Annotated in this window: 12 protein-coding genes; 6 read left to right on the forward strand and 6 right to left on the reverse strand. The window is 67.6% G+C overall.

The window, feature by feature from the left end; all coding sequences use genetic code 11:
• Positions 1-43: 43 nt before the first annotated feature.
• From ACFOPO_RS03825 to radA, 4 genes are all read left to right on the forward strand, one after another.
• The gene (locus ACFOPO_RS03825; RefSeq protein WP_386701000.1) at positions 44-703 is read left to right on the forward strand and encodes a glutathione S-transferase family protein; all 660 of its coding nucleotides are present in this window, start codon (positions 44-46) and stop codon (positions 701-703) included.
• 11 nt (positions 704-714) lie between these two features.
• On the forward strand, positions 715-2577 hold the full coding sequence (locus ACFOPO_RS03830; RefSeq protein WP_386701003.1) for a DUF885 domain-containing protein: 1863 nt from the start codon (positions 715-717) through the stop codon (positions 2575-2577).
• 101 nt (positions 2578-2678) lie between these two features.
• Positions 2679-2966 (forward strand): hypothetical protein, encoded by a 288-nt coding sequence (locus ACFOPO_RS03835; protein ID WP_386701005.1) that lies wholly within the window; start codon positions 2679-2681, stop codon positions 2964-2966.
• Between the two features lie 109 nt (positions 2967-3075).
• Positions 3076-4482 carry a DNA repair protein RadA gene (radA, locus tag ACFOPO_RS03840; protein ID WP_386701006.1) on the forward strand — a complete coding sequence of 469 codons (1407 nt, stop codon included), beginning with the start codon at positions 3076-3078 and terminating at the stop codon, positions 4480-4482.
• Between the two features lie 92 nt (positions 4483-4574).
• Here the strand turns inward: radA and purU are convergent, their stop codons facing one another.
• The 6 genes from purU to ACFOPO_RS03870 form a co-directional block, all read right to left on the reverse strand.
• Positions 4575-5429, reverse strand: coding sequence for a formyltetrahydrofolate deformylase (gene purU / locus ACFOPO_RS03845; RefSeq protein ID WP_386701008.1), 855 nt, complete (start codon positions 5427-5429; stop codon positions 4575-4577).
• A 76-nt stretch (positions 5430-5505) separates the two neighbouring features.
• Entirely contained in the window at positions 5506-7104 is a 1599-nt protein-coding gene (locus tag ACFOPO_RS03850; protein WP_386701010.1) for a DHA2 family efflux MFS transporter permease subunit, read from the reverse strand.
• A 16-nt stretch (positions 7105-7120) separates the two neighbouring features.
• Positions 7121-8314, reverse strand: a complete 1194-nt coding sequence (locus tag ACFOPO_RS03855; protein WP_386701012.1) for an efflux RND transporter periplasmic adaptor subunit — start codon at positions 8312-8314, stop codon at positions 7121-7123.
• Positions 8311-9831, reverse strand: coding sequence for an efflux transporter outer membrane subunit (locus ACFOPO_RS03860; protein WP_386701014.1), 1521 nt, complete (start codon positions 9829-9831; stop codon positions 8311-8313). The genes ACFOPO_RS03855 and ACFOPO_RS03860 overlap by 4 nt, the downstream gene beginning before the upstream one ends.
• Before the next feature lie 2 nt (positions 9832-9833).
• Entirely contained in the window at positions 9834-10289 is a 456-nt protein-coding gene (locus ACFOPO_RS03865) for a MarR family winged helix-turn-helix transcriptional regulator (RefSeq protein WP_386701016.1), read from the reverse strand.
• 89 nt (positions 10290-10378) lie between these two features.
• Positions 10379-11170, reverse strand: coding sequence for an inner membrane protein YpjD (locus ACFOPO_RS03870; protein WP_386701018.1), 792 nt, complete (start codon positions 11168-11170; stop codon positions 10379-10381).
• Between the two features lie 122 nt (positions 11171-11292).
• On the opposite strand from ACFOPO_RS03870, the gene ffh reads away from it, so the two are divergent.
• Complete coding sequence (ffh, locus tag ACFOPO_RS03875) at positions 11293-12660, forward strand: signal recognition particle protein (protein ID WP_386701020.1); 1368 nt, start codon at positions 11293-11295, stop codon at positions 12658-12660.
• A gap of 117 nt (positions 12661-12777) precedes the next feature.
• Positions 12778-13035, forward strand: a complete 258-nt coding sequence (rpsP, locus tag ACFOPO_RS03880) for a 30S ribosomal protein S16 (RefSeq protein ID WP_158731452.1) — start codon at positions 12778-12780, stop codon at positions 13033-13035.
• The last annotated feature ends 22 nt before the right edge of the window (positions 13036-13057 follow it).

A 13057-nucleotide genomic window follows, 5' to 3' on the forward strand; every position in this document is an offset into this window, starting at 1 on the left:
GAATTCGCGCTTGCGCGCAGGCGCAGCATTCGGGGACGTCGAAATGAGTCTTGTGCTGTACACGGGAACCCGAAACGCCTCGAGCTGGGCATTGCGCGCCTGGCTCGCGTTGCGTGAGCAGGGCATAGCGTTCGAGGAGCGGATCGTCGACATCCGCCGGCCGCAGCGGCATGACAACCTCGCTCGCATCGCGCAGTTCTCGCCACCGGCGGCGGTGCCGGTGCTGGTCGACGGCGCACATGTGATCTTCGATTCGCTGGCGATCATGGAATACGCCAGCGAACTGGGCGCCACGCCACTGCTGCCTGCCGACATCCACCAGCGTGCCAGGGCGCGATCCCTGCTGGCCTGGGTCCACAGCGGCCTGTCCGGCATCTGCGCGCGCCTGTCGTTCGAGAGTTCGTTCTATCCAAAGCGGCGGGCGATGACCGCCGACGAAGTCGAACAATCCGATCGTCTTCTCCAGGTGTGGGAGCAGACGTTGACCGACAGCGGCGGACCGTGGCTGTTCGGCGCGCTGTCGCTGGCGGACCTCGCCTTCGTTCCCGTAATCCAGCGCATCATCTCGCATCGGCCGGATTTCGGCGGGTTTCCTCTCGCGCAGGAATGGTGCCTGCGCCTGATGGCACGACCGGCGGTGGCCGAATGGATGGACGACGCCCGCAATTTGCCGGTGGTCGTGTTGGACGACTACCTTCCGTGACTGGAGCATCGATGCATCGAAACCTGTTGATGGCCATCCTGGTGGTGGCCGGTCTGGCCGCGCACGGCCGCCCCGAAGCCGCAGAGGCAGAACGTCCAGCCACGCTGCATGCACTCCTCGATGCGCAGACACAGAGCGCGGTCGTCCACGATCCCGAGCTGCGCAGCCTGCTTGGCATTTCCGGTGACGGCATCGACCTGTCGGCACAGCTGACCGATGTCTCCCTGCCAAGGCGCGAGGAACGCCGCGCGCAGATGCAGGCCAACCTGGATGCGATCCGCGCTTGGGACCGCAGCAAGCTCGCCGGGCAGGAGAGGTGGAACTACGACCTGGCCACGTGGTTCTACACCACCCAGATCGACCTGATGCGCTTCGACTGGGCGCCTGCATGGCTGCCCGTGGGCGCGACCACCTACGCCGTCGACCAGCTCTTCAGCGTGCCGGTGACCCTGCCGCAGTTCCTCGACAACAACCACGCGGTCACTGACGAGGCCAGCGCCCGCAATTACATCGCCCGCCTGGGCGCGGCGGCGACCAAGCTCGACCAGGTGCGTGCGAACTTCGACATGCAGGCACGGCACGGCGTGGTGCCGCCGCAGATCGCGCTGGAAGGCGCGGCGACGCAGATCCGCGCACTGCTGAAGCCGGCGCCGGCCGAGAGCGTGTTCGTGCAATCGCTGCGCCGCAAGCTCGGCAAGGTCGCTTCGATCTCGCCGCAACAGCGCGACGCGCTGCTTGCGCAGGCCGCCAGTGCGGTCGCCGACCAGACCAACCCGGCCTACGCCCGCCTGCTGGCACGCCTGGACGAAGTGATCGCGACCCATCCTGGCAATCGCGGCGTCTGGGCACTCCCCGACGGCAAGGCCTTCTACGACGCGGCACTGCGCTGGAACACCAGCACCGACCTGGACGCGGACGCGATCCACCGGATCGGCCTGGCGGAAGTGGCACGGATCGACAAGGAGATGGATGCCTTGCTCGTCCGGCAGGGGCTGAAGAATGGAACCGTGGGCGAGCGCATGCAGGCGCTCAACAAGGACCCGCGCTTCCTCTATGCCGACTCCGACGCCGGGCGCGCAGAACTGGTCGCGGACATCCGTCGTTCGCTCGACAAACTGCAACCGCAGATACCGCAGTACTTCGGCCGCGTGCCGACGCAGCCGCTGGAAGTGCGCACCGTTCCGGTGCAGGCGCAGGCGACCGCACCGGGCGGTTATTACGTGCCGCCGGCGATGGATGGCTCACGCCCGGGCGTGTTCTTCATCAACCTCGGCGACATGGCCGTCAACACGCGCTTCAGCCTGCCGACGCTGACTTACCACGAAGGCTCGCCCGGTCATCACTTCCAGCTCTCGCTCGGCCAGACGCTGACCGGCCTGCCGCTGCTGCGCCGCAGCCTCAACCCCAGCGCCTTCAGCGAAGGCTGGGCCCTGTACGCCGAGCAGCTGGCCGCGGAGATGGGCCTGTACAAGGATGATCCGTGGGGCGACCTGGGTCGCCTGCGCGCGGAGATGTTCCGTTCGGTGCGGCTGGTCGTGGACACCGGACTGCACCGCAAGCGCTGGACGCCCGAGCAGGCCATCGACTACATGCGGTCGAAAACCGGCATGACCGAGGCCGAGGTGCGCATCGAGGTGTACCGCTACCTGGTCCAGCCGGGGCAGGCCAGCTCCTACAAGATGGGGCACCTGAAGATGGTCGAGCTGCGCCAGCGCGCGCAGCAGCGGCTTGGCAAGCGCTTCGACATCCGCGCCTTCCACGACCTGGTGCTGGGCAACGGCGCGCTGCCGCTGGCGGTGCTCGAGAAGGCGGTGGACGAGTGGGTGGCTACCGTTGCGGCAGCTGACCCGCCTGTGAACACCGCGTCGGAATGAACGTTTCATCAATCGGAAATCTCGATTTCACGAATTGTTACTACTGCGCTCGCCACCATGCCGCCTGTTTTTCCGGAAGAGGCGTCGACAAGGTGTTGACCATGCGGATGGATGTTTTCGTGGTGGGGAAGGACGACGGCTATGTAGTGGCGCCCAGCGGCGCGCCGTTGCCCGACGATGAGATGGCCGTGCTGGGCGAGGTCAGCTTCGGCTGGACCCTCGACAGCGAGATGGCCGCGCCGCGCCTGGACTGGCAGGGCATCGCCAAGGACATCGACGCGCGCGGCTACAGCATCGTGCCGCAGGGCGACGTGGTTGGCCTGTTGGGCGCGCCACAGCAGGAGCTGAGCGCGCTATACCCGGAGTACCACCTTCGCTTTGCGGCCTGACTTGAAAGCCCCTCTCCCGCTTGGCGGGAGAGGGGTTGGGGTGAGGGCAGTCTCGCCTGACGCGACGCTGCCCCGTACAGTGGCGGCATAACTCCTTCGCGTCGCCGCCATGCCCAAGCCCGCTGCAAAACCTGCCTCCAAGTCCCGCACCGCCTACGTCTGCTCCGAATGCGGTGCTGACTTCACCAAGTGGCAGGGGCAGTGCGGTGAATGCGGTGGCTGGAACACGCTGAGCGAGTTCGTCGTCGAACCGGCCGCCAAGGCCGGCGCCAGCGTCGCCGCCAGCCGTCGCAGCAGCTGGGCCGGGCGCGCCGACGCGCCGGCGGTGACCGCGCTCAGCGAGGTCCGCCACAGCGAGGAAGATCGCGTCAGCACCGGCATCGGCGAGTTCGACCGCGTGCTGGGTGGCGGCCTCGTGCACGGTTCGGTGGTGCTGGTCGGTGGCGACCCGGGCATCGGAAAATCGACGCTGCTGTTGCAGGCCATCAGCAAGATGGCGGGCAGCCTGCCGGGGCTCTATGTCACCGGTGAGGAATCGCTGGCGCAGATCGCCGGCCGCGCCGCGCGCCTGGGCGTGCCGGTCGAAGGCGTGCACGCGCTGGCCGAGACCGGGGTCGAACGCGTGCTTGAGCATGCGGCGAAGATGCGCCCGGGCCTGATCATCGCCGACTCGATACAGACCCTGTGGACCGAGGAGCTCAGCGCGGCGCCCGGCTCGGTCAGCCAGGTGCGCGAGAGCGCCGCGCGACTGGTGCGTTATGCCAAGGAGACCGGCACTGCAGTATTCCTGGTCGGCCACGTCACCAAGGAGGGCGGCATCGCCGGCCCGCGCGTGCTCGAACATATGGTCGACGCGGTGCTGTATTTCGAAGGCGAGAGCGGCAGCCGCTTCCGCGTGCTGCGCGCCTTCAAGAACCGCTTCGGCGCGGTCAACGAGCTGGGCGTGTTCGTGATGGGCGACAAGGGCTTGCGCGAAGTGCCCAACCCGTCGGCGATCTTCCTGTCCGGCAGCCACAGCCCGCAGCCGGGCAGCTGCGTGATGGTCACGCGCGAAGGAACACGTCCGCTGCTGGTGGAAGTGCAGGCGCTGGTGGATGCCTCGCCGCTGTCCAACCCGCGCCGTGTCGCGGTAGGCATGGAGGGCAATCGCCTGGCGATGCTGCTGGCGGTGCTGCACCGCCACGGCGGCGTCGGCGTCGGCGACCAGGACGTGTTCGTCAATGTCGTCGGCGGCATCCGGGTGCAGGAGACCGCGGCCGACTTGCCGGTGCTGTTGGCCGTGCTGTCGTCGCTGCGCGACCGGCCGCTGGCCGAGCAGACCGTGGCCTTCGGTGAGGTTGGCCTGTCAGGCGAGATCCGGCCGGTGCCCAATGGCGAGGAGCGCCTCAAGGAAGCCGCCACGCACGGCTTCAAGCGTGCGATCGTGCCGAAGTCGAACGCACCCAAGAGCGGGCGTGTTGGCGAGATGGAAGTGATCGCGGTGGAACGCCTGGCGGACGCGCTCGAACAGGCCTGATCCAGCCGTCATCCCGGCGAAAGCCGGGACCCATTTTGATCTTGACTCCAACGTCCATGGGTTCCCGCCTTCGCGGGAATGACGGGCTCGCACTAAACCGCGAACACCACGGTGCGATGCCCATTGAGCAGGATGCGATCGTCCAGCCAGTAGCGCAGGGCCTGGGCCAGTACGCGGCGCTCGATGTCGCGGCCGATGCGGATCAGGTCCTGCGGCGTGTCGTGGTGGCTGACCCGCTGCGTGTCCTGCTCGATGATCGGGCCTTCGTCGAGGTCGGCGGTGATGAAGTGCGCGGTCGCGCCGATCAGCTTGACCCCGCGCGCATGCGCCGCATGGTACGGACGCGCGCCCTTGAAGCCGGGCAGGAACGAGTGGTGGATGTTGATGCAGCGTCCGGCCAGGCGTGTCGCCAGTGATTCCGACAGCACCTGCATGTAGCGTGCGAGCACGACCAGTTCGGTGCCGCTGCGCTCGATCAAGGCCAGCAGCTGCGCTTCCTGCTCTTCCTTGCGGCCCTTGCTGACCGGCAGGTAGTGGAACGGAATCCCGTCCAGGTCGAGGTGCGGGTAGGTCTCGCGCGGGTGGTTGGAGACCACGCCGGTGATCTCCATCGGCAGCTCGCCGATGCGCCAGCGGTACAGCACGTCGGCCAGGCAGTGGTCGAACTTCGAGGCCAGCAGCATCACGCGCCGGGGCACGTCGCGGTCGCGCAGCGACCAGCGCATGCCGAAGCCCTCGGCCAGGGTCGCGAAGGTGTCGCTCAGCGCATCTATCGCGCCGGCCTCCAGCGCGAAAACCGTGCGCATGAAGAAGCGATCGGTTTCCAGGTCGTTGTACTGCTGAGCATCGAGGATGTTGCCCTCGAAGCGCAGCAGGTGCCCGGTCACGGCGTTGACGATGCCGGGGCGGTCGGGGCAGGAGAGGGTGAGGACGTAGTGGGAGGGCATCTGCGGGCCGCGAGGGAGGTCTACGCGATACAACGCGATTCGCGCTGCATTGCGGGCAACCTCGCCCCAGTGCCCGTCAGTGCCCGCCCGCCGCTGCCGCGCCGCCGCCCATCTTCGCCGCGAACGGCGGCTTGGCGAACCAGACGAATATGATCACGACGAGGAACAGGATGCCCAGCAGGTGGAAGATCTCGTTGAAGCCGATCTGCACCGCCTGCTGCGAGATCATCTGGTTCAGTGCCATCGCGCCCTTTTGTGGATCGCCCTGGCCCAGTGCTGTCACCGTCTGCTGCATCGCCGGGTCATAGGCACTGATGCTTTCGGTCAGGCGCGCGTGGTGCACCGTGCTGCGCTGGTTCCAGGCCCAGGTGGTCAGCGAGGCGGCGAAACTGCCGCCCAGCGTGCGCACGAAGGTGGCCAGGCCGGAGCCGGCCGCGATCTCGTGCGGCTCCAGGTCCGACAGCAGGATCGTCAGCACCGGCATGAAGAACAGCGCCACGCCCAGGCCCTGCCACAGCTGCACCTCGGCCACCCGCTCGAAGTTCACATCGAGGTTGAAACCGGCGCGTATGAAGCTGGTGCCGGCCATCACGATGAAGGCGAACGTGGCCAGGATGCGCAGGTCGAACTTCGGCGCGTACTTGCCCACCAGTGGCGTCAACAACACCGGCAGGATGCCGATCGGCGCACTGGCATAACCGGCCCAGATCGGCGTGTAGCCCAGGTTGCGTTGCAACCACAGCGGCACCAGCAGGCCGACGCTGAAGAACGCCGAGTAGGCCATCACCATCGCCAGCGTGCCGCTGGCGAAGTTGCGGTGGCGGAACAGGCGCAGGTTGACGATGGGGTCCTTCTCGGTCAGCTCCCAGATCACGAACACGACCAGCGCGACCGCCGCGACAATCGCCAGCCACACGATCTTGGTCGAGTTGAACCAGTCTTCGTCGTTGCCCAGGTCGAGCATGATCTGCAGCGCGCCGACGCCGAGCACCAGCATCGCCAGGCCCATGTAGTCCATCTTCGGCTTCTCGTGGCGCTCCGGCCGGCCCTTGAGCTGGCGGCCAACGACGATGCTGGAGAAGATGCCGATGGGAATGTTGATGAAGAAGATCCATTCCCAGCTGTAGTTGTCGGTGATCCAGCCGCCGAGGATCGGGCCTGCAATCGGCGCAACCACGGTCACCATCGCCAGCAGCGCGATGGCCTGGCCGCGTTTGTGCGGTGGATAGATCGAGATCAGCAGTGCCTGCGTCACCGGGTACATCGGGCCGGCGACGAAGCCCTGCAGCGCACGCGCCGCGACCAGCAGGCCCATGCTGTTGGCCAGGCCGCACAGCAGCGACGCGATCACGAACGCCAGCGTCGCCCAGGTGAACAGCGTGCGCTCGCCGAAGCGGCGGGTCATGAAGCCCGTCAGCGGCAGCGCGATGGCGTTGCTGACCGCGAACGAGGTGATGACCCACGTCGCCTGGTTGGCGCTGGCGCCGAGGTTGCCGGAGATGGTCGGCAGCGAGACGTTGGCGATCGTGGTGTCGAGCACCTGCATGAACGACGCCAGGGCGAGGCCAATGGTCGTCAACGCCATGTTGGGTGGGCGGAAGGCCGCCGCCGCGGGGGCGGACGGCGGCGTCACCGGCAAGCCGGCGTTTTCTTCCTGTTGCGCAATAGTGGACATGGCGAGCTCAGGCCGCTCAGTTGTGGGCCGCGGTCGGCAGGTTCTGCTGGATGACCTTGCCGATCAGCGCGTTGGCGTCGTTGAGCTGCTGCTCGTAGGCGGCCGTGGTGAACAGCGTCTTGTCGCCCTTGCGTGCATCGGCCAGGACGGCGCCGTCCTGGTCGCGGACGGTGACGTCGACATGCATGCTCAGGCCCAGGCGCAGCGGGTGCTCGGCGAGCTGGCGCGGTTCGATCTCGATGCGCACCGGAACGCGCTGCACGATCTTGATCCAGTTGCCGCTGGCGTTCTGCGCCGGCAGCAGCGAGAACGCACTGCCGGTGCCCATGCCGAGGCTGGCGACCTTGCCGTCGTACTCGACGCCGCTGCCGTACAGATCCGCGTGCACCTTGACCGGCTGGCCGATGCGCATGCGCGAGAGCTGGGTTTCCTTGAAGTTGGCTTCGACCCAGATCTGCTCCAGCGGCACGATCGTCATCAGCGTAGTACCCGGCTGCACGCGCTGGCCGAGCTGGACCTGGCGCTTGGCGACATAGCCCGACACCGGCGCGACAATCGCGGTGCGCTGCAGATTGAGGTACGCCTGGCGCAGCTGCGAGGCCGCCGCTTCGACCTGCGGCTGGCTGCTGACCGTGGTCGAGTCGACCAGGGCGCGGTTGCGCGACAGGTTGCCGTTGATCGAGCGCAGGCCGGCTTCGAGCACGGCCAGTTCGTTGCGGGCGTGGGCGAGTTCTTCGGCCGACACCGCACCGTTGCCGACCAGGCCTTCGCGACGCTTGAGGTCGGCGCGTGCACGGTCGACCGAAGCCTGGCGCGCGGCCAGGTCAGCAGCACCGGCATCGACCGCGCTGTACAGGCCGCGCACCTGGCGCACGGTGTTGGCGAGGTTGGCGACAGACTGGTCGAAGGCGACGCGCGCGTCGTTTGGATCCAGGTGCACCAGCGCCTGGCCGGCGACCACCTTCATGCCGTCGTCGGCGTCTATGCCGACCACCGTGCCCATGGTCTGCGGCACGATGCTGACGACATTGCCCTGCGCGTACGCATCGTCGGTGTCTTCGTGCCAGCGTGCGACGAGCAGGTAATACAGCGACCACGACACACCGGCCACGGCGACGACGGCGAGGAGGATCAGCAGTGCGCGCTTGCGCTTGCCGTTGGACGGCGCCACTGCGCCCTTGGGTGCGTTGGGATTGGGTTCGGTGGTCATGGCGAGGGGGCCTTCGCGGAATCGTTATTAGGGGCAGCGTTGTTAAGGGCAGTGCCGGTTTCAGAACCGGGGGCAGTCAAGGCGAGACCGCCGCCGAGGGCGCGGTCCAGGTCGATCGATGCGGCCAGGCGCTGCGCGCGCAGCACGGTCAGGATGCGGTCGGCTTCGAGCAGCGGACGCTGCGCGGCCAGTACGTCCAGCTGCGTGCCGAGCCCGGCGCGATAGCGCGAAGTCGCGATCTGCCATGCGTCCTGCGCGGCATCTCGCGCCTGCGTGGCCGAGACGATCTGGCCGTCGAGCGAACGCGCGGCGTGCAGCGCATCGGCGACTTCGCGCAGCGCACCGACCAGGGTCTGGTTGTAGCTGGCCACGGCGAGGTCGTAATCGGCATCGCTGCGCGCGAGCTGGTTGCGCAGGCGACCGCCGTCGAAGATCGGCAGCGTCAGCGCAGGGCCGCCGCCATAGATCAACGCATCGCTGGAAAACAGGTCGCCAAGATTGCCGGCGGCCACGCCGGCGATCGCAACCAGGTTGACGGTCGGGTAGAACGCCGCCTTGCTGGCCTTGATGCCCTGCTGCGACGCTTCCACGCGCCAGCGCGCGGCGACGACGTCGGGACGATGGCCGAGCAGTTCGCTCGGCACCACCGACGGCACGTTCGGCGAGGCCGCGGTGAGCAAGCCTGGCTGGGCGATGTCGCGACCACGGTCCGGGCCCTTGCCGAGCAGCGCAGCCAGCGCGTTGCGGGTAATTTCGATCTCGTGCTCGCTGGCCTGGATCTGCTGCTGCGCACTGGCCACGGCGCTTTCGGCCTGGCGGATCTGCAACTGGTTGTCGAGGCCGGCGGCGACACGCTGGCGACCCAGGTCGAGCAGCTGCGAAGCACGCGCGTGATCTTCCGTAGCGACATCGTGCGCGGCGAATGCCTGCGCGAGCGCAACGTACGTGCGCGCGATGCTCGACGACAGGGTCAACCGTGCGGCCTGCGCATCGACTTCGGCGGCACGGGCCTGGCCGACGGCCGCTTGCCAGCGCGCACGCTCACCGCCCCACAGGTCGAAGGTGTAGCTGAAGCTGAGGTTGAGCACCTCGACACCCTGGTAGCTGCCACCAATCGGCGGCGGCGCGAGCGTCTCGGGCAACTGCACGCCCGAATACTGCGCGGCGGCGCCGACGGTCGGCTTGCGCGCGGCATCGGCAAGGCCCGCCTGGGCGACGGCCTGGCGCACGCGCGCATCGGCGGCGTCGAGGCTCGGCGTGCCGGCGAGCGCTTCGGCGATCAGGGCATTGAGCTGGGCGTCGCCGAGCGACGTCCACCAGTCCTGTGCGGGAAATGCTGCATCGGAGGCGGCTGCGCCGGACAGGCTGCGCTGGGCCTGCAGGCTGTCGGCATCCAGCGGCGCTCCCTCGGGGGCGAGACCGCGCGAACTTGCGCAGCCGGCGACGAGGACGGCAACGGCCAATGCGGCGAGCACGGGCTTCAGCCCGCGATGCGGGCGGAGTGCGTAAGAGGTCATTGTCAGGTGTCGGAAAGGGAAAGGTTGTCGCGGACCTGTTCGAGCATCCGCATCAGCAGTTCGCGCTGGGCGTCGTCCATGCCTTCCATTGCGCGCTCACGCACGCGCTGGCCGCACTGGTTGACGTCGAGCCACATGGCCTGGCCAGCGTCGGTCAGGTGGATGTTGATGCCACGCCGGTCCGCCGGGTCGGCCACGCGCGCGACGATGCCGCGCGCCTCGAGCTTGTCGAGCAGGCGCGTCATCGCGCCGGGATTGAGCTCGGCATGACGGGCGAGGTCGGTGACGCCGGCGGGACCAAAGGACAGCAGCTTGAGGGTGATGTACTGGCTGAACGTCAGCTCGTGGCCGGCCTTGGACAGCTCATGCTCCATCCGCCCCCACATGGCGTCGCGGACTTGCCTGAATAGCAGTCCGAGCGTGGACCCGCTGCAGGCGGCGAGGGGTAGCGTTTTCATGGGGCGAAATTTTCTTCGCCCGGGCAATTGTTGTCAATGCAAATATTGTTGCAGCAATGGGATGCCGGGTTCCGCCAGCTGAACAGGGTTCAGGCAGGGCGGCCGAGGACCAGCTCTAGGACGAACTTGCTGCCGAAGAAGGCCAGGACCAGCAGGGCCATGGCCACCAGGGTCCAGCGCACGGCGGTGCCGCCGCGCCAGCCGTAGCGCCAGCGGCCCAGCAGCAGGCCGCCGAAGACGAGCCACGACAGCACGCTCAGGACGGTCTTGTGGACCAGGTGCTGGGCGAACAGGCTCTCGACGAACAGCACCCCGGTCAGCAGGGTCGCGGTGAGCAGGGCGAAGCCGACTGCGATCGTGCGGAACAGCAGCGTCTCCAGCTCCACCAGCGGCGGCAGGGCGCGCAGCCACTGATGGAACTCGCGCCGGCGCAGGGCCCGTTCCTGCAGCCACAGCATCACCGCCAGCAGCGCGGCGATCGCCAGGGTGGCGTAGGCGAGGAGGGCGAACCAGGCATGCAGCTGCAGGCGCCAGTCGAGGCGCTCGGCAATGATGTGGCCGTGGTGCTGGTAGCCAAACAGCGTCAGCGCCGCCAGCGGAAAGACGATCACGCCCAGCGCCGCCATGCGCCCGCCGCCGCCGACCAGTGCGGTCAACGTCGCCATGCCCAGTCCCACCAGCGACAACGCCGCGTAGAAGTGCAGGTCGGCGCCGCCGGCCTGGTGCCACGCCAGCAGATGGGCGAGGCCGTGCAGCAGCACGGCGACCCAGGCGGGCAGCAGCCACAACCGCGACGTCCGCGGCGGTTGCTGGCGCACCCCGCCGACGAGCATGGCGGTGGCCAGCAGATACAGTGCAATGGCGATGAGAACGATTGTCATCGCCGCAGTGTCGCATAGCCGCGAGACGAACCGCAGTGACCGGCGCCGGGTCTTTGATGGGGGCTATACTTCGCGCCCCGCTTTGATCCATTCCGCGTCCGCGCGAGTCCAGGTATCCCCGCATGTTCGAATCCCTGACCCAACGTCTCTCCGGCACCATCGAGCGCCTTCGCGGCCGCGGCCGGCTGACCGAGGAGAACATCCGCGAGTCGCTGCGCGAAGTCCGCATCGCCCTGCTCGAGGCCGACGTGGCCCTGCCGGTCGTGCAGGCCCTGGTCGAGCGCATCAAGGTGCGCGCGGTCGGCCAGGAAGTGCTCAAGTCGCTGACCCCGGGCCAGGCGCTGATCAAGATCGTCCGCGACGAAATGTCGGCAGTGATGGGCTCGGCCGCGTCCGACCTCAACCTCAACGTGCCGGCGCCGGCCGTGATCCTGATGGCCGGCCTGCAGGGCGCGGGCAAGACCACCACGGTGGCCAAGCTCGCCAAGCACCTGAAGGAAAAGCGCAAGAAGAAGGTGATGGTGGTGTCGGCCGACGTCTACCGTCCGGCCGCGATCGAACAGCTCAAGACGCTGGCGCAGCAGGTCGACGTGCTGTTCTTCCCGTCCAGCGCCGACCAGAAGCCCGAAGCGATCGTCAAGGCCGCCATCGACGACGCGCGCAAGTCCTACGTCGACGTGCTGCTGGTCGACACCGCCGGCCGCACCAGCATCGACGAAGCGATGATGGCCGAGATCAAGGCGCTGCACGCCGCGGTCAAGCCGGTGGAAACGCTGTTCGTGGTCGACTCGATGACCGGCCAGGACGCCGCGGTCACGGCCAAGCATTTCGGTGAAGCGCTGCCGCTGACCGGCGTGGTGCTGACCAAGACCGACGGTGACGCCCGTGGCGGCGCGGCGCTGTCGGTGCGCTACATCACCCAGCGCCCGATCAAGTTCATCGGCACCGGCGAGAAGCCCGACGGCCTCGACGTGTTCCACCCGGACCGCATCGCCAGCCGCATCCTCGACATGGGCGACGTGCTGTCGCTGGTCGAGCAGGTCGAGCAGCAGGTCGACAAGGACAAGGCGCAGAAGCTCGCCGAGAAGGTCGCCAAGGGCAAGAAGTTCGACCTCAACGACATGAAGGACCAGCTCGAGCAGATGCAGAACATGGGCGGCATCCACGGCCTCATGGACAAGCTGCCGGGCATGGGCCAGATCCCGGACTCGGTGAAGAGCCAGGTCACCGGCAAGGAAGTGCCGCGCATGGTGGCCATCATCAATTCGATGACCAAGAAGGAGCGCCGCAATCCGGCGTTGCTGAACGGCTCGCGTCGCGCCCGCATCGCCAAGGGTGCCGGCCTGACCCCGGCCGACGTCAACAAGCTGATGAAGCAGTATCAGCAGATGGAAAAGATGATGAGCAAGCTGTCCGGAGGCGGCATGAAGGGCCTGATGCGGGGCATGAAGGGCATGATGGGCGCCCGCGGCGGCATGCCGTTCAGGTAAGTCATTCAGGCACGTGGTCAGGCACGCCCAGGGGCTTTCCTGACCCGGATCAATGGCTTATACTTTTTGGCTTACCTCGCCATTCCGGCGACTGGGCAACACAGGAACTACCGAACCATGGTCAAGATTCGTCTCGCACGCGGCGGCGCCAAGAAGCGTCCGTTCTACCACGTCATCGTCACCGACAGCCGCAACGCCCGTGACGGCCGCAACATCGAGCGCGTCGGCTTCTACAACCCGGTCGCCCAGGGCGCCGAGAAGCGCGTCGAGCTCAACGTCGAGCGCATCGCTCACTGGGTTGGCAACGGCGCGCAGCTGACCGACAAGGTCGCCGTGCTGTACAAGGAAGCGGCCAAGGCCGCGACCGCAGCCTGATCTGCCGGCCGCGCCTGACCGC

Origin of the sequence: Lysobacter sp. GCM10012299 (genome assembly GCF_042649405.1) — a bacterium.
Classification (GTDB): domain Bacteria; phylum Pseudomonadota; class Gammaproteobacteria; order Xanthomonadales; family Xanthomonadaceae; genus Lysobacter_J.

What these genes read in the sequence shown, in the direction of transcription:
- ACFOPO_RS03825 (WP_386701000.1), top strand. Translation starts at nt 44, where the DNA reads ATGAGTCTTGTGCTGTACACGGGAACCCGAAACGCCTCGAGCTGGGCA.
- ACFOPO_RS03830 (WP_386701003.1), top strand. Translation starts at nt 715, where the DNA reads ATGCATCGAAACCTGTTGATGGCCATCCTGGTGGTGGCCGGTCTGGCC.
- ACFOPO_RS03835 (WP_386701005.1), top strand. Translation starts at nt 2,679, where the DNA reads ATGCGGATGGATGTTTTCGTGGTGGGGAAGGACGACGGCTATGTAGTG.
- radA (WP_386701006.1), top strand. Translation starts at nt 3,076, where the DNA reads ATGCCCAAGCCCGCTGCAAAACCTGCCTCCAAGTCCCGCACCGCCTAC.
- purU (WP_386701008.1), bottom strand. Translation starts at nt 5,429, where the DNA reads ATGCCCTCCCACTACGTCCTCACCCTCTCCTGCCCCGACCGCCCCGGC.
- ACFOPO_RS03850 (WP_386701010.1), bottom strand. Translation starts at nt 7,104, where the DNA reads ATGTCCACTATTGCGCAACAGGAAGAAAACGCCGGCTTGCCGGTGACG.
- ACFOPO_RS03855 (WP_386701012.1), bottom strand. Translation starts at nt 8,314, where the DNA reads ATGACCACCGAACCCAATCCCAACGCACCCAAGGGCGCAGTGGCGCCG.
- ACFOPO_RS03860 (WP_386701014.1), bottom strand. Translation starts at nt 9,831, where the DNA reads ATGACCTCTTACGCACTCCGCCCGCATCGCGGGCTGAAGCCCGTGCTC.
- ACFOPO_RS03865 (WP_386701016.1), bottom strand. Translation starts at nt 10,289, where the DNA reads ATGAAAACGCTACCCCTCGCCGCCTGCAGCGGGTCCACGCTCGGACTG.
- ACFOPO_RS03870 (WP_386701018.1), bottom strand. Translation starts at nt 11,170, where the DNA reads ATGACAATCGTTCTCATCGCCATTGCACTGTATCTGCTGGCCACCGCC.
- ffh (WP_386701020.1), top strand. Translation starts at nt 11,293, where the DNA reads ATGTTCGAATCCCTGACCCAACGTCTCTCCGGCACCATCGAGCGCCTT.
- rpsP (WP_158731452.1), top strand. Translation starts at nt 12,778, where the DNA reads ATGGTCAAGATTCGTCTCGCACGCGGCGGCGCCAAGAAGCGTCCGTTC.